The sequence below is a fragment of the Streptomyces sp. NBC_01451 genome (genome assembly GCF_036227485.1).
GTDB lineage: Bacteria > Actinomycetota > Actinomycetes > Streptomycetales > Streptomycetaceae > Streptomyces.
Map to the genome: position 1 here is coordinate 9,283,378 of NZ_CP109479.1, position 15,416 is coordinate 9,298,793.

Here is a 15,416-nt window from a genome sequence, read left to right on the forward strand (position 1 = left end):
AGGCACGGGCACCCCACGCGGGCGCGTGCGGGATGCCAGGCGAAGCCGTACCCGTCAGGCCAGTCAACGCTGCGAGCCACCAGCCGTGCCCACCATCGGGATGTCCCCCATTTCGTCCTGCGGTCATCCCTTAGGGGGTGGAGCCCGCAAAAACTCCTGTGCGCCGGTTCGCACACCTCTGCGATCATCCCGAAATGGCGCACAGTCTCGAATCGCTGGTCATCCGGCACACCCACCGCCTCTCCTCTCCCAAGGGCTCCACGGGTGAAGGAGCCACCGCCGCGCGGCAGTTCGACGCCGCCCTGACGTCCGTGGGCTTCAAACTCTCCGCGGAACTGCTCGACCGGCTGTCCGGGCTTTCCGAGGCCGCGGTCGTGCACACCGCCAAGCGGACGCTGCGCACCGTGAGCGAGATGGTGGGGGACCACGTCCGCCACAACTCGTACTTCATCGACTTCCCGGCGAACGTGCCGGGCACCGAAGAGTTCTGGACGCGGTGTGTGGCGAAGGCACTCGCCGACGACAAGTCGCGCGAGAACGTGCTGACGCAGCTGGCCCACGGGGTGCTGGACCTGCTCAGCCTCCCGACGTACGGCCGCTACCGGCACACCTACGAGGAGCTGCTCGCGGCGCAGGACGAGCTGATCGCGTCGGCGGGCGACCGGGTGACCGTCCTGCACCTCGGGCGGGACCTGGACGACGAACTCACGGACCTGTACCTGGCCCTGGCGGGCAGCAGGACACCGCTGGGCGACGACCATCTGCGCGACCTCAGAACCCTCGCCGAGCAGTGCGCGCTCGGCCCCCAGCCGCAGTCGATCCCGGTCCGGGAGAACCGGGCGGTCGTCAACGAGGCCCGTCTCGCGGTCGGGGCGGACCTCCTGCTGGACACCGTCACCGATGTGCTGAGGCTTGCCTGCGCACTGTCGGGCGGCGACGTGACATTGCAGGAGCCGACCCGGTTCCGGGCGCTCTCGCGGCCGGTCCGCCGTGCGCTGCTCGCGGGTCTCGACGCCGTGGTCGCGGCGAACCCCGCGAAGCTGGCCGACGTACACGCGCACCGGGAGCCCTTCAAGCGGCTCGGCGAGCGGCTCCATCCGCACGAGTACCCGCGCTGGCCGCACGCCGCGGACGTGTTCGCCGTAGCGCGGGGCGAGAAGGAGGCGCTGTCCTTCGACAGCCGCGTCGAGAAACTGCTCGACGAGTCCGACGCACTCGGTGCCCTGCAACTCCTCAAGGCCGCTCCCGGCAAGCTGTTCCGTGCCCTGGACCTCCTGCTGCGCGTCGCCGCCGACCAGGAGGAACGGGACGCGGTGGTGGCCGCCGCGGTACAGGTCGCTCCCGAGGTCTCCGGCCGGGTCGTCCTCTCGGTCCGTGAGCACTTGCTCAACCGCGGCCGGGAGACCGACCAGCCCCGCATCTTCGTCAACCGGCGAGGGCGCGCCTGGGTCCGTGCCGACCACCGGCCGCCCGTGCCGGCCCCGGACCGCGACCGTCTGATGGCCGCCCTCGACACCGAGACGCGCCGCCGGCTCCCGACACCGGGCCGACTGCTGATCGACCCCGACGTCCTCGACGTGGCACTCCCGCTCAGCGGCCGGGCGACCGCGTCCGGCCTCGGCGTACTGCCACGAGGCTCGGTCTCGCCGGTCGACGGCGAACGGCTGCGCTTCTTCGTCTACTGGAAGGAGACCGCGGCGCGGACGGACTACGACCTCTCGGCGCTGCTTCTCCACGCCGACTACAGCACCGACTCCTGGCTGTCCTACACGTCGCTCAGGGCTGTCGGGGGCAGGCACTCGGGCGATGTCACCGAGGCACCCGACGGGGCCTCGGAGTTCATCGACCTGTCCCTGGACCGGGTCCGCAGTACGTTCATCGTTCCGCAGGTCAACATTTACGCGGGGGAGGGCTTCGAGGAGGTCGAGGAGTCGTTCTTCGGTTTCATGCTGCGCGAGGGTGCGCAGAAGGGACGGCCGTTCGAACCGCGCACGGTGCGGATGAAGTCGGAGCTGCGCGGTGTGGGCCGAGTCGCGCTGCCGCTGGTCTTCCGGCGGGAGGACGACGGCCGGTGGCGCGCGAAGTGGCTGCACCTGTATCTGAAGGGCATCTCGTCCGCCAACCAGGTCGAGGAGAACCAGGTGTCGGTGTCCAAGGTGGTGCGCGCCCTCGTCGAACGCGAGCAGCTGACGGTGGGGTACCTGATCGACCTGATGTCCTGCGCTGCCACGGCGGGGGACGTGCACCTGTGGGACGGCGAGAATGTTCCGGACGAGCCCGTGACGTACATCGGTCTCGAACGCCCCGAAGGACTGCACCCGGACTCCCGGATAGTCACCCTCGAAAATCTGCGCGACTTGATCCCGGCCTGAGTGTTAGCGTTGCCCTTGGCGAGGCCATGAAGGGGCTTCCTTCTCATTCACTTTCCATGAACCCAAGTCCTTTCGCTTTCCTCGCCCTCGAACTCGTCCGGGAGGCGCCCACGTGGCGCCTCCCAGGTTTTGTGTGAACCCCTCGACGGTCACCGGAACAGCGTTCCGACCCGACCGGCACACATCGCGCCGGGACCCTCGACAGAGGTTCGCGCCCGCGTCGAACAACGCTTCGCGGGACGCTGAGGTGACCGCCCGCCGAGCTTGCTGAACCCACGGGCCGCGGCGGCGTCTCCGCCGCTGGGCCGTCGGCGCCCGGGCTGCCTGTCGCCGTGGCCGACCTTCCCGCCCGTCGTCTCGGCCTGCCGCGCGAGTTCGCCGAACGCGTCGCCCCACCTCGCCCGTCGCCCAACTCACCTCTGATGACGCGGCCTTCGTTCACGGCGCGGTCCCGGCACCCTCAGCACCGGACAGTCCCCATCCGCGCCACCGACGCACGACGTAAGGCACCACGCGCGCGGGCTTGCCACAACTCGCCGGACTGGATACGCCGTTGACCGGCAGCAGGGGCACGGCGTGCCCAGGGACGGTGTCTCGGCGATCAGTTCACGTCGGCCTGGTCGTCGGCGGGAACCGCTGGCGACGGTGTCGGGGCCTGGGTGTCGGTGGTGGTGTAGTAGACGGAGTTGCCCTGCTTGGTGCGCTGGGCAAGGCTCTTGGCGACGAGGCCTTCGACCGTGGTGCGTACGACGGTGGGCTTGATATTGCGGTCGGGGTGGGCCTGGCCGAGTGCGGTGGCGATCTCGGCCGCGGAGCGGGGTTCCTTCTGGTCGGTGAGGTGGCGGCGGATCAGCTCCACGAGGGTGGGCTGCGCCGTCTTCGAGGCCGTCGCCTTGGCTGCTGACTCGGGCTTCTTGGCGGCAGGCTTCTTGACCGCCTCGCCGCCCTGCGCGACGGCAGCCTTCTTGGCCCGCACCCGCTTGCCCGCACCGGGCTGAGAAGGGGCCTTCTGGCGAGGCACTGAGGGCGCCGCGTCCGCTTCGGGGACGGGCTGGGCGGCGGTGTCGGTGGCGCCGAGTGCGTTGCGCATGTTCGTCAGCACGGTGTGGTCGTGTCGCAGGGCGCGCAGTTGTTCCTGCAGCGCGTCGATCTCCGCGCCGATACGGTCCTGCTCCTTGACATTGCGCTCAAGGTCGTTGCCCACCTGGGCAATGTATTGCGATGTCAGTTCGGTGGTGGGTGTGGGTGTCTTGCTGTCAGGCATGATGCTGGCCTTTCCTCGGGGCGAGTCTGCGGGCTGTGAAGTAGCTTGCAGATCAGGCGCAGGGCTGGGCGGTTGTTCAGCAGGGCTTGAAGGAGTCTTGTGTGGGTCGCACCTGGCTGCAGGCTGTCCCCGGTGTAGAGATACTACGGGCGGGCGGAGTTGGTTGTTCGGCGGAGTTCTGGTTGCGTCCGGGGAACGTGAAGCCGAACCGGCGTGGAACTCACCCCGGAAGCCGACGCGGAACCTGTCGCGAATCAACGGCCGAACCCTCGCTCAGGCATCCGCTCAGGCATCGGCGGCGTACCGCCGGAAGTCGCGCATCCACTGGGGCGGGTAACGTCCGCACCCTGGCGAGGCCGGTCGGCGCCAGCCGGATCGTCGGGCTCGGGCGCGGTCGGCAAGCAGACCCCTGACTGTGAGGCGGCCAGAACTCCTGGGTTCAGGCGGACATCCGTCGCAGGCGGTCTGCCACCAGGACCGGCGACAGCGCCGCCGGAGTGCGAAGGGCAGGGGCTTCGAGCTGTCCCGGTGTCTGCCGTCCGGGGTGCGGGGCGTCAGGTCCGGGCGGGGACCCGCAGGGCGAGCAGGGCGACATCGTCGTCGTTGGCGAGAGGCCGGACCCGGTCCAGCAGTTGGTCGGTGAAGGAGGTCAGAGGGCGGTGGGCGAGAGCGGCGGCGTGCCGGCGCAGTCGATGCAGGCCCTCGTCGAGGGAGTGCCCGGGTTCTTCGATCAGCCCGTCGGTGTACAGCAGGAGGGTGGAGCCCGCTGGCAGGAGGACGGTGGCGTCGGTGCGGGGCTTTTGGGATCCGGTGCCCAGAAGAATGCCGTGGGCGTCGGTGAGGTAGTCGGCCAGGCCGTCGTGGCTGATCAACAGCGGCGGCGGGTGGCCGGCGTTGGTCCAGGACAGTTTCCACTGGCCGTCGTGGGTCTCTTCGATCCGGGCGAGGACCATGGTGGCCATCGCGACGTCGGTGATGTGCAGGACCGCCTCGTCGAGGCGTTCGACGATCTGGCTCGGGGGCTCCTGCATGGCCCAGGCGTAGGCGCGGAGCATGTTGCGTACCTGGGCCATGCCGGCCGCGGCCTCCAGGTCGTGACCGACGACATCGCCGATGGCCAGCGCGGTGGCACCGTCGGACAGGGAGAAGGCGTCGTACCAGTCGCCCCCGACCTGTGAGGCGTCGGGTGCGGGCAGGTAGCGGACCGTCATCTGCAACCCGGGCACGCGTGGCATCTGGGGCAGCAGATGGTTCTGCATGGTCTCGGCGACCTTGCGCTGGCGCTGGTAGAGGCGCGCGTTGTCCAGCGCGAGTCCGGCGCGCCGGGCGATGTCCTCGATGAGGGGAAGATCGGAGGCGCCGAAGTCGCCCGCTTGTTTGGCGCGGCCCAGGATCAGCGCGCCCAGCACGGCGCGGGTGCTGCGGATGGGAGCGATGGCCGCGGAGTGGATACCGGTGGCGTCGAACAGACGGCGCTGTTCGACCGCGATGCCGGAATCCGGTGGCCCCTGGTAGGTCTGCGGGCCGGCCAGCGTCGAGGCGACCCCGCGCAGGGCCCGTGACAAGGGCATCGGGGACTCCTCGGGGACCGGCGGCATCGGTCCCTCCAGCTCCTCGTGGCGCACCAGGCCTTCACCGTCCGCCTCGGTGACGACAGTGCGCCACACCTCGTCGCGTTCCGTGATCAGATCGATGATGGCCCAGTCCGCCAGCCGGGGCACCACCAGGGTCACCAGGCGTCGCAGCGCCTCCTCGACATCGAGGGTGGAGGCCAGTTGTGTGGTGGTCGCGGCCAGCAGGGCGAGGCGTTCGAGTTCAGGCAGCAGTGCGGTGGCCGACTGCGGTGGTGAGTGGGGTTCCCGCAGATGCCGGGGTTGGAAGAGGACGAGCGTGCTGTGTTCGTGGTCACCAAGGTCGAAGGGAGTTATCAGCCACGAAATGGGCATCAAGGAGCCGTCCCCGCGTACGAAGTAGTCCTCGTCCGCCTGAGCTGTGCGTCCGGCGTGGAACGCCTGCCGCATGCGGCACTGGGTCCGGGGCAAGGGGTGGCCGTGGGCGTCCCGGTGCAGTAGGTCGTGCGCGTCATGGCCGAAGAGATCTTCGGTCGGCCGGCCCAGAAACCGCTCGGTGCGGGAGTTGACCGCGAGAATGCGGCCCTGCTCGTCCACCAGGTAAGCCCCGGTCCCGATGGCCTCCAGCGTCTCGGTGAGCCCGGCGACACGCGTCGCCAGGGACCGTTTCCCGTGGTTCTCCGTATGTTCTGGTCCTGCCATGCTCTGATCTCCCTAGCTGACTTGCGGGACGCCCGCTTGACGATGTCTGCCTCTCCGACTGCCCCGGTGCCGGCGAATTCAGCCTCGCTGTGGCTCGCGGACGGCGAACCGACGGCCACGGCCGGAACGCCGGCGGACGGACCGCCTGGCCCGCAGGACCTCGCGGACACCGCCCGGGTCGTGCTGCCGCACACTGTCGTCGTGCCTGGTCAGACATGGGATGACCCGGCCCGAGGCCCTGATCGCCTCGCTCACCGCCGTCGGGTGAATCCGGTGGCGGGATCCCAGTCCCGGGAGCCGCGGCATGAGACCTGGTCCCCCGTGAACCACAAGTAGCTGCCCGGTGCCGCCGCACACGCCTGCAGCATTTCGGCGAGGTCGAGCAGGGCCGCCTTCTCCTCCTCGTCGGCGCGCCGCTGTTTCAGAGTCTCGGCTTCCTGACGGGCGACCTGGGCTTCCTGCTCGTCGAGCAGGGTGTCGCCTACGGGTCCACCCGGCCCAGCCTGCCCGAACCGTGCGGGTCGAGCGCTCCCAGCGCCCTCGCCAACGCCTCACCGTGCTCGTAGGACCCCCGCGGCAATGTCTCGCGGGACCTTCCCTTGCGTGCGGGCCGCCCCGCGTGCAGCTCCAGTCCGATCCCCGTGGCCCTTCCCTCGGTCTCGGACACCGAGGTTTCCCAGAGCCGGAACGCATGCCTCAGGGAACGACGCGGGCCCGGCTACGCTGCGGTGTCATGCAGGAGACGCGCCTCGACACTGCTCGGATCAGGGCGGCCCGCCGGGTGATCGACCCGGTCTTTCTCGGTACCCCGCTGTACCGCTGTGAGGCGTTGGAACCCGAACTCGGGTGCACGGTGAGCATCAAGCTCGAGACGGCGAATCCGGTCCGCAGCTTCAAGGGCCGCGGCACCGAGGTGGTCGCGAGTCTGCTCGCCGACAATGGCCCGCGAGCCGCGGTGTGTGCCAGCGCGGGCAATCTTGGCCAGGCCCTCGCCTGGTCCGGGCGTGGCCGGGGCCTCGACGTGACCGTCGTGGCATCCCGCTTCGCGACGGTGGCCAAGCTCGATCGCATTCGCGCGTTGGGCGCCGGGTTGGAGCTGGTGGACGGCGACCACGAGCTGGCTCGCGAGCGTGCGTCGGCCATCGCGCGGTACGACGGCATCCGGCTGGTCGAGGACAGTCTGGACATCGAGACCTGCGAGGGCGCGGCGACCATCGGCCTGGAACTGGTGGAACTGGTGGAACAGGCGGACACGGCGCCGTCGTTCGACGCCGTCCTGATCGCTCTCGGCGGCGGGGCGCTGGCCACGGGTGTGGGCCATGTGCTGAAGGAATCGGCGCCCGGAGTCGAGGTGATCTGCGTGCAGCCCCTGGGGGCTCCGGCGATGACGCACTCGTGGCGCGCGCGGCGTGTCCTCACCACCGACTCGACCGACACCATCGCTGACGGCGTCGCCGGCCGGCGTCCCGTCCCGGCCGTCCTGGAGGACCTCCTCCTGGTCGCCGACGATGCGGTCCTGGTCCAGGAGGCGTCGATCATCGCCGGTATGCGGATGCTCCTCCACCACGCCGGCCTCGTCGTCGAACCCTCGGCCGCGCTCGGTATCGCGGCGATCCTCGAAGACCGTGACCGCTTCGCCGGCCGGCATGTGGTCACCATCGTGTGCGGCAGCAACGTCGATCTGGACGCCTACCACCGCTGGGTCGGCGCGGCACCCGGCCACAGGTCCTGACGCTTGCTCGCCGACGGGAGTCCGGGAGATCGTGGGAGCGGTCGAAGGCCGACGAACGTGAACCTTGTGGTCCCAGAACGTATGGTTCGCCGCCCACGACCCGTGTCCGTTGCGGGGGCGAACTGCTGTACAGATCATGATGACAGCCGTACGGTTCCCGCGACTTCCGTGGTATCGCGCCGCTGCACTCGGGCGGCGACCGGCGCGATGGAGGTCGCGCTGTTCCGGCTGGTCGAGAGCGGGGGAGTGCGGCCCCGCCACCTCGCGGGCCACTCGATCGGCGAACCAGCCGTCGCTCATGTCTCCGGCATGCTGACACCGCTGTGCGCCCGCGCGCCGGCACCGCCCATGTGGCTCGGCTGACCCGACTCCCCACGACGCCCCCGGATCCGGCCGTCCCCCGGGTGGGCAGCCGACGCGGTTCGACGCGCACGGCACCGTCCTGGTCACCGGCGCGACCGGATCCCTCGGCACAAGGTCCCCGACGACTGGCAGACCGTGTGGCCGCTACCGCTGGACGTGCTGGACGTCCACGGCGACCACCACTCCATGATCTAGCGACACGGAGAGACAACCGCGCGAACCCCGCACGACTGGGTGAAGCACCGGACAGAGCACGCCTGATGAGCGGCACGCGGGTCGGCGGGTCCCGGCGCTCCGGAACCCGCCGACCCGTGGCCGGTCAGGCGTTCATGTGCTCATCCGGTCATGAGCAGGAAGCCCTCCAGCGGTGGGAGCGGAGCCTGACGTTCAGGTTCGACCAGGAGCCACCGTCCTGAGCGACGCAGTAGCCGGTACCGCCGTAGTTGGCGCCGGTGTAGAGAATGACCCAGTTGTACGAGGACGACGTGCCCCGGTTGTAGACCGACCCGACGTTCTGCGTGTCGGACCACGAACACTGGACGTCACCGCTGTACCAGTCCGCGTCGGCGTTGCTCCATGAACACCGGCTGCCCGTGCCGTAGGCGCCGGTGTAGATGCACACGCTGCCGCTGCTGCACTCCCACGCCTGCGCCGTGGCGCTCGCGGAACCGGGTGCGACCAGGCCCAGGGCGGCCGTGGCGAAGGTGAGCGACGCGGCGACGAGGGCCCTGCGGCCCCGACGGGATGTGCGGCCGGACTTCGGATGGTGTTCCTGCTCCCGCTCGTACGAGGACATGTCGTGCCTTTCTCGTGGAGGGTGCCAACGGGCCTGCGGCTGGCGGGAATTCATGTTCCCGGCCCGCCACGTCGGTGTCATGCTCATGCGAGTGCAGTGACACTTCGCAGGTCGGCAGCGGTCGCCCACGGGGAAACGGATGCTCCGCTTTCACTTCACACCCGAGGACCTCACCAAGGTCAGAGTCGCGACCGAGCCACACGCGCTCTGGGAGATCGCGGCCAGTCTGCACCGGCTCCAGACCCGCGAAGGGCGCTGGGCCTACGCCCCCTGGTTCCGCACCGCCCGTGCCGCGCTGCGCCGGGCCGGGCTCGAACCGACGGTGAAGACCTTCCTGTTGCCGCTCTTCCCGCGCGCCAGCTACTTCCCCGACTTCCTGACGCCACCGGAGGGCGCCCAAGGCCTGGACGCCGGGCTGGAGGCCGTACTGGTGACGCCGGACGAGCGGGTCGTCAAGGAGGCCGACGCCCTCAACCGGGCCGTCGGTGCCCCGGCCTGGGTACGCCGGCTCGCCGAGCGGGACATGCGCGAACAACTCGTGTGCGCCCTGCGCGCCTACTACTGTGCCGTGATCGCACCGCACGAGGAGTGCATCCAGGAGCGTCTGCACGCCGAGCGGGTCCGGCACGCCCACACCCTGTTCCATGCCGGGACCGAGGGCATGCTCGCCGGACTGGGCCCCACGATCCACTGGCGGTCACCGGTCCTGGAGATCGATCCGTATCCGGAACACCGCGACGTCCACCTCCGCGGGCGGGGGCTGCTCCTGATCCCCTCCCACTTCTGCTGGCACGCGCCCATCGCCCTGGCCGACCCCGGACTGCCGCCCGTTCTGCTCTACCCCCTCCACCACCTGCCGACGACGACCCCGCACGCCGACTCCCCACCGCTGAACGTGCTGCTCGGCCCCACCCGCGCCGCCATCCTGAGGGCCTGCACGACCGGCTCCACCACCACCGAGGCCGCCCACCGGGCCGGCGTGACACCCACGACGGCGAGCCATCACACCGCCGTACTGCGCGACGCCGGCCTGATCACCAGCCTCCGTCACGCCAACACGGTCCTGCACACCCTGACTCCGCTGGGAGCCGCCCTCCTGCGATCGGGGCCGGGCGCCGACTGACCCCGTCCAACGGCCGCCCCGGCGGCGGTTGGACCTGCGTAGACGCCATGGCGGAGCCGTTTCCCCGGATCCGCGCCGAACCGGCCGGGCGGGCACGGCCATGGCCGACGGCGACCAAGCCGCGGGAGCTCGCCGGGCTGCTCTCAAGCGGTTCCCGAGTGGTGGTCCAGAAGTATGTGCTACGCCAACTCTGTTTGGCAGAAGGTGCGGGCATGACAGCGACAAAGCACATCCACGGGACCGCGACTCTCCGTCTTCTCCATTGGGCTGAAAAGCATCCATTCATAGTTGTCCGTCAATGTATCGCCAGGGTTGCGTGCCGCGTGCCCCTTTGTCTGCGGGAGGCCACTCCGCCAGGCTCGCCGGGGTTCCACAGACGTCCGCGTCGCAGACGCGGCGTCATCATGTGCCACAAAACGGGAGGAAGGCATACGTGGAGAACATCATGACGCCGGATGTGAAGATCATCCGCTGGCCGGCGGAGTCGGGAAAGTTGGAGGGTTTCCGTATGCGGGGGTTGCCCTGCCTCATCGTGGTGGCCAGGGGGGCACGGGTGCCCGAGCTGGCGGGGGCGCACGAGGACTGGGTACGACAGCCGGTGGAGGCCTGGGAGTTGAAGACCAGGATCGCGTCACTGCATCTCAAGGCCACGTCCCAGAGTGCGCCTCCCATGGTCGACGAGGACGGGTTACTCCGCTACGGCGGTGCTGTCCTGCCGCTCACGGTCTCCGAGGCGGCCGTGTTGCGCGGGCTCGTGCAGCGGCGCCCGGGGATGGCCAGCCGGGCCGAGCTGGCGCAGCGGCTCCTGTCGGCCAACCGCTCCGCCAGCCAGAACGCCCTCGACCTGCACATGATGAGGCTGCGTCGGAAGGTCGTGTCGGTCGGGCTGGCCATAGAGACCGTGCGGGGACGTGGGTTCCTCCTGAAGACGGGGACCGTTGAGGACCTGAGCGGTTGAGGACACCGCCCGATGGGATCCGGGACGGGTGCCAAGCCGGGATCGGCCGAGCAGCGGGGGCGGCCGAGAACCGGGGCAGCTGGGAACGGCACGGGTGAGCACGGTCCGGGTGGGTGGTGGAAGTCCGCCAGTGTGCGGCCGGCCGTCCCCACCCCGGCCGGGTGCTCGGCACGCACCGGGACGAGGTGGCGCTCCGTGTGGCCGGGCACCCGGTGGTACCGGGCCACACGGGAGCGCCATGGCCCGGCTATCGCGCCGGCTGGGCGGCGGAGTCGGGCGTTTCGGCGGGGCTCGGCCGCGCGGCGGCGTCGGTGCCCGCGGGAGCGTCGATCCGGCCGGGCAGCCAGATCACGGCCACCACGGCGGCCAGCGCGAGGGCCCCGGCCGCCACGCCGAAGCTCACGTGCATGGCGGACAGATACGCGTCCTGGGCCGCGGCCAGCAGACCGGGGACCTGTTCGCGTGCCCCGGCCGGGAGGGTGCCCGCCTCCTGGAGCTCGCGTACCGCGACCAGCGTGCCGCCCAGGGACTCCGAGGCCGTCTCCCGTACACCCTCCGGGAGGACGTTGACCGCGTCGCCCAGCTCGTCCCGGTACCAGACGGACAGGATCGAGCCGAGGACGGCGACGCCGAGCGCGGCACCGATCTGCCGCAGCGTGTTGTTGACGCCCGCGCCGATGGCGGCCTGCTCCGGCGCCACCACGGCCATGGTGGTCGTCGTGGTGGTGCCCATGACCAGGCCGAGGCCGAAGCCGGAGACGCCCAGCAGGATCTCGTACCACCACAGTGCCGTGTCGGCGCCGATGCCGGCCTGGCCCGTGAACGACAGGGCGAGCAGCAGCAGTCCGGTGGTGACGACGGCCTTGGGGCCGAAACGCATGGCCAGCGGGTTGCTGAGGATGGCCGAGGCGACGGCGCCCACCGCCACCGGGAGCAGGATGAGGCCCAGTTCGAGGGGGGTGTGACCGCGGATGGCCTGGACGTAGAAGACCATCAGGAAGGTGCCGCCGGTCAGCGCGAAGAAGGAGAGGGAGAGGCTCGCGGTGCCTGCTGCGAAGGACTTGTTGCGGAACATCTTCACGTCCAGCGCCGGCTGCGCCGTGCGGCTCTCGAACAGGACGAGGGCGGTCAGCAGGAGCACTCCGGCGACCATCGTGCCCAGGACCTCGACACTCGTCCAGTCGTTGGTCTCGCCGCCGCGGATCACCCCGTAGACCAGCGAGCCGATGCCCGTGATGGACAGCAGGACGCCGGTGACGTCGATACGTGGCCTGGTCGCCGAGCGGGACTCGGCGAGGACCACCAGGAGGAGGACCGCGCAGATGGCGGCGATGGGGACGTTGATGAGGAAGACCGAGCCCCACCAGAAGTGTTCGAGCAGGAAGCCGCCGGCGATCGGGCCGAGGGCGATGGACAGACCGCCCAGCGCCGACCAGATGCCGATCGCCTTGCCGCGTTCCTGCGGGGCGTAGATGTCATTGATCACCGCGAGGGTGGCGGGCGGTACGACCGATCCGGCCACGCCCATGACACCGCGCCAGATGATGAGTTCCTGGGGGGTGTCGGCGAAGCCGGCGAAGGTGGAGGCCACGCCGAAGACGACCAGTCCGATCACCAGCACCCGGCGGCGGCCGAAGGCGTCGGCGAGGATGCCGGAGGAGAACATCAGGGCCGCGTAGAAAAGGATGTAGGAGTCCAGGGCCCACTGGAGTTCCGCGTTGGTCGCGCCGACGTCCTCCTGGATCGTCTGCAGAGCGACGTTGAGGATGGTGTTGTCCATCATCACCATCAGGAAACAGCAGCCGAGGACCGTCATGATCAGTCCCCGTCCGCGCACGGGCGCGCCCGCTGATAAAGCCCCGTTCACTTCGCACCTCCGGTCAGAGGGGCGTCCCGCACAGGATGCCGCGCCCCACGCATCTACTACGTGAGCATAGTAGGTCGTGGGTGCGGGGGTGTGCGGTGCCGGTGAAGTAATCCAGAAAGGTGGCGGCTCGTTCGGCGAGTTGGTGCCCGTCGGCGCGTGAGGGCTTGCCGGTTTGCCCCTCGGTGGCCGCCGTGGGTGCAGTTGTCGCGTGTGGCGGGGCGGGGCCGCGAAAGTTTGTGTGCTTAATGTGGCGAACTTGCGGGTACCGCGTGGGCAAGATGTGTTCAGATCGTGGACGCAATGCTTGGTGAGTCGGAGCATGCCGGACGTGGCGCTCGGGGGACGCGCGAAAGGCCTGCCGACGCGTCGTCACCTGTCGGACCCACTTTCCAGTTGGACGGACCGGACGAACTATGAGCACGAGCGACTTACCCGACCCCTCGTCGCCCTCGGCGCCACCCGCCGCCGGAACCCCGGTGGTCGGGGACGCCGTGGGCGCGATGCGCAACGCGCGCGCCCAGCTTGCCGAACTCCTGGGCCGTACACCGGAGTCGGTCTCGGCCATCAACCGGGACGGGACGGGCTGGCAGGTCGACGTCGAGGTTGTGGAGTTGGAGCGCATCCCGGACTCCACCAGCGTCCTTGCCGTCTACCGGGTGAGACTGGACGCCGACGGCCTCCTTCTCGGCTACTCCCGCAGCCGCCGCTACACCCGAGGCCAGGTCGACCGGCAGTGATGCCGTGCGAGACGGCCGCGCACGGCGACCGGGACACAGGTCCGCCCGCTTCCCGCCACGTGACGCGGCCCCTGTTCACGACCGGCCCGCCTGCTGGCGCAGCGTCCGTCTCCGCGAGGCCCTCGCCCTCCGGCCGGATCGCGCCGGTCCCGGTTCGCGGTCCCGTCGCCGACACCGAGACCGCACGACCGCCCGGCGCACGCCCCGTACACCCTCGCCCCCCATCTCTGAGAGGGAACTTCACCCATGACCGTGCTCGCCCAGACCGCCGCCCCCCGCGCCCAGAAGACCGACGGGGGCCTCTACGACATCCTCGACCTGATCCTCGACCGCGGACTCGTGATCGATGTCTTCATCCGGGTGTCGGTGATCGGCATCGAGGTCCTGCGTGTGGACATCCGCATTGTCATCGCCAGCGTCGACACCTACCTGCGCTTCGCGGCGGCCACCAACCGCCTAGACCTGGAGAACCGCGGTACTCCCGTGGTGGCAGCGGCGCCCGCGGTGTTCGCGCCGGGCCTGCCCACCGCCGTGGCGTCCGGCGGGCAGACGGTTGTCTCGCCGAGCGTCGTGGCGGCTCCCGCTGCCGGCGGTGCCGTCGTGCAGGGGCAGCCCGTCACCGCCTGGCCGCCCGGCACCGGCGCTGCGGTCCCGGTCGCCGGGAACCTGGGACAGGCGGTGGGACAGGCACTCGGGACGGTCGGACAGACGGTCGGTGGCGTCGTCGGTGCCGTCACTCCGACGGTCGGGGGGCTGGTCGGCAGTGTGGTCCCGACGGTTGGGGGAGTGGTCGGTGGTGTTTCGCCGACTGTCGGGGGACTCGTCGGTGGCGTGGCGCCGACCGTCGGCGAAGTGGTCGGCACGGTGGGCCGGACGGCCGGCACGGTGGTCACCGCTGTCGCCCCGGTGGCAGCGACCGGGGTGAGCGGCGTCGCCCCGGTGACCGTCACCGGAGCCCCGGTGACGGATCTCGCCGTACAGGGAGCCGACGGGATAGGTGCCGTGGCGCAGACGACGGTGCCCGCCGCGGAGCCGACGGTGCCCGGCACGCAGGAAGTGGCCGACGCCTCGGGTTCGACCACGGCCGGCCAGGAGCAGGCTCCCACCGTCGCACGCGGCAGGACCCGGGGCGGCAAGGGGCAGCAGGGCGGGGAGGCCTGACGGATGCCGCTCTACCTCTATGCCGTCACGGACGCGGACCATCCGCTGCCCGTGGAAGGCTCCACCGGAATCGGGGCCTCGCCCGCGCCCTTGAGGGCGGTGCGCGCTGCGCGGGTGGCCGCCGTCGTCAGCGAGGCGCCGACACAACTGCGCGCCAAGCGAAGAGATCTGATCGCCCATCAGAACGTACTGCTGATGCTCGGCGCCGCGGGTGCCGTCCTACCCCTGCGCTTCGGCACGCTCGCCCCCGACGACGGCGCGGTGCGCCGCGCGCTGGCGGACCAGGAGGCGTTGTTCACCGAGCGGCTCCGGGACGTCGAGGACCGCGTCGAGTTCAATGTCAAAGCACTGCAGGACGAGGACACCGCCCTGCGCGACGTCCTGCGGAACAGTGCCGAAGCCCGGCGTCTCAGCGCTCTCACGCGGGACGGCGCAGGCACGCACGACGACCAGGTGGCCCTCGGCACGGTGGTCGCCGCCGGGGTCGAGGCACTGCAGGCGCAGCACGCCCAGGACATCGCCCGCCGACTGGAGCCGCTGGCTCACCGCACCGCCTTGGGCGATCCGGCGGGCGAGGCCTTCCTGAACCTGAGCCTCCTGATCGAACGGGGGCAGGCCGACGCGTTCGCCGCGGCCGTGGGCAGGGTCGCCGAGAGCGTCGGTCACGGGCTCGAACTCCGGGTGACCGGACCCCTTCCGCCCTACAGCTTTGTCTGACGGTGACCGGGCGACCGCACCTCGCCGCCCCGCCACTGTCACTCCCTACCGGA

Annotated in this window: 11 protein-coding genes and 2 pseudogenes; 8 read left to right on the forward strand and 5 right to left on the reverse strand. The window is 70.4% G+C overall.

Annotated features, from left to right (window positions below):
* The first annotated feature begins 194 nt into the window (after window positions 1-194).
* Window positions 195-2,372 carry a TerD family protein gene (locus OG595_RS41025; RefSeq protein ID WP_329281277.1) on the forward strand — a complete coding sequence of 726 codons (2,178 nt, stop codon included), beginning with the start codon at window positions 195-197 and terminating at the stop codon, window positions 2,370-2,372.
* A gap of 601 nt (window positions 2,373-2,973) precedes the next feature.
* On the opposite strand, the gene OG595_RS41030 is transcribed toward OG595_RS41025, so the two are convergent.
* The 3 genes from OG595_RS41030 to OG595_RS41040 form a co-directional block, all read right to left on the reverse strand.
* Window positions 2,974-3,636 (reverse strand): hypothetical protein, encoded by a 663-nt coding sequence (locus tag OG595_RS41030; protein ID WP_329281279.1) that lies wholly within the window; start codon window positions 3,634-3,636, stop codon window positions 2,974-2,976.
* A 554-nt stretch (window positions 3,637-4,190) separates the two neighbouring features.
* Complete coding sequence (locus tag OG595_RS41035; RefSeq protein ID WP_329281281.1) at window positions 4,191-5,909, reverse strand: SpoIIE family protein phosphatase; 1,719 nt, start codon at window positions 5,907-5,909, stop codon at window positions 4,191-4,193.
* Between the two features lie 481 nt (window positions 5,910-6,390).
* Window positions 6,391-6,576, reverse strand: a complete 186-nt coding sequence (locus OG595_RS41040) for a hypothetical protein (protein ID WP_329281283.1) — start codon at window positions 6,574-6,576, stop codon at window positions 6,391-6,393.
* Between the two features lie 66 nt (window positions 6,577-6,642).
* On the opposite strand from OG595_RS41040, the gene OG595_RS41045 reads away from it, so the two are divergent.
* Together OG595_RS41045 and OG595_RS45520 are read left to right on the forward strand one after the other, a co-directional pair.
* A complete protein-coding gene (locus tag OG595_RS41045) occupies window positions 6,643-7,641 on the forward strand; it encodes a threonine ammonia-lyase (protein WP_329281284.1) in 999 nt (332 codons plus the stop codon).
* A gap of 201 nt (window positions 7,642-7,842) precedes the next feature.
* Window positions 7,843-7,959: pseudogene (locus tag OG595_RS45520) on the forward strand (acyltransferase domain-containing protein); the annotation flags it as partial.
* A 388-nt stretch (window positions 7,960-8,347) separates the two neighbouring features.
* Here OG595_RS45520 and OG595_RS41055 read toward each other — a convergent pair.
* Complete coding sequence (locus OG595_RS41055; RefSeq protein ID WP_329281288.1) at window positions 8,348-8,800, reverse strand: peptidase inhibitor family I36 protein; 453 nt, start codon at window positions 8,798-8,800, stop codon at window positions 8,348-8,350.
* A 139-nt stretch (window positions 8,801-8,939) separates the two neighbouring features.
* On the opposite strand from OG595_RS41055, the gene OG595_RS41060 reads away from it, so the two are divergent.
* Window positions 8,940-9,923: an ArsR/SmtB family transcription factor gene (locus tag OG595_RS41060; protein WP_329281290.1), complete on the forward strand. Its 984-nt coding sequence runs from the start codon at window positions 8,940-8,942 to the stop codon at window positions 9,921-9,923.
* 433 nt (window positions 9,924-10,356) lie between these two features.
* Window positions 10,357-10,881 (forward strand): winged helix-turn-helix domain-containing protein, encoded by a 525-nt coding sequence (locus tag OG595_RS41065; protein ID WP_329281292.1) that lies wholly within the window; start codon window positions 10,357-10,359, stop codon window positions 10,879-10,881.
* A gap of 247 nt (window positions 10,882-11,128) precedes the next feature.
* On the opposite strand, the gene OG595_RS41070 is transcribed toward OG595_RS41065, so the two are convergent.
* On the reverse strand, window positions 11,129-12,697 hold the full coding sequence (locus tag OG595_RS41070; protein WP_329281294.1) for an MFS transporter: 1,569 nt from the start codon (window positions 12,695-12,697) through the stop codon (window positions 11,129-11,131).
* 464 nt (window positions 12,698-13,161) lie between these two features.
* Between OG595_RS41070 and OG595_RS41075 the strand changes: the two genes are divergently transcribed.
* From OG595_RS41075 to OG595_RS41085, 3 genes and pseudogenes are all read left to right on the forward strand, one after another.
* Window positions 13,162-13,485, forward strand: a complete 324-nt coding sequence (locus OG595_RS41075; RefSeq protein ID WP_329281295.1) for a gas vesicle protein GvpO — start codon at window positions 13,162-13,164, stop codon at window positions 13,483-13,485.
* Window positions 13,486-13,731: 246 nt separating this feature from the next.
* Window positions 13,732-13,953: pseudogene (gene gvpJ / locus OG595_RS41080) on the forward strand (gas vesicle protein GvpJ); the annotation flags it as partial.
* Window positions 13,954-14,649: 696 nt separating this feature from the next.
* The gene (locus OG595_RS41085; protein ID WP_329281297.1) at window positions 14,650-15,363 is read left to right on the forward strand and encodes a GvpL/GvpF family gas vesicle protein; all 714 of its coding nucleotides are present in this window, start codon (window positions 14,650-14,652) and stop codon (window positions 15,361-15,363) included.
* Window positions 15,364-15,416: the final 53 nt, after the last annotated feature.

What these genes read in the sequence shown, in the direction of transcription:
- OG595_RS41075 (WP_329281295.1), top strand. Translation starts at nt 13,162, where the DNA reads ATGAGCACGAGCGACTTACCCGACCCCTCGTCGCCCTCGGCGCCACCC.
- OG595_RS41035 (WP_329281281.1), bottom strand. Translation starts at nt 5,909, where the DNA reads ATGGCAGGACCAGAACATACGGAGAACCACGGGAAACGGTCCCTGGCG.
- OG595_RS41060 (WP_329281290.1), top strand. Translation starts at nt 8,940, where the DNA reads ATGCTCCGCTTTCACTTCACACCCGAGGACCTCACCAAGGTCAGAGTC.
- OG595_RS41070 (WP_329281294.1), bottom strand. Translation starts at nt 12,697, where the DNA reads ATGACGGTCCTCGGCTGCTGTTTCCTGATGGTGATGATGGACAACACC.
- OG595_RS41025 (WP_329281277.1), top strand. Translation starts at nt 195, where the DNA reads ATGGCGCACAGTCTCGAATCGCTGGTCATCCGGCACACCCACCGCCTC.
- OG595_RS41055 (WP_329281288.1), bottom strand. Translation starts at nt 8,800, where the DNA reads ATGTCCTCGTACGAGCGGGAGCAGGAACACCATCCGAAGTCCGGCCGC.
- OG595_RS41085 (WP_329281297.1), top strand. Translation starts at nt 14,650, where the DNA reads ATGCCGCTCTACCTCTATGCCGTCACGGACGCGGACCATCCGCTGCCC.
- OG595_RS41030 (WP_329281279.1), bottom strand. Translation starts at nt 3,636, where the DNA reads ATGCCTGACAGCAAGACACCCACACCCACCACCGAACTGACATCGCAA.
- OG595_RS41045 (WP_329281284.1), top strand. Translation starts at nt 6,643, where the DNA reads ATGCAGGAGACGCGCCTCGACACTGCTCGGATCAGGGCGGCCCGCCGG.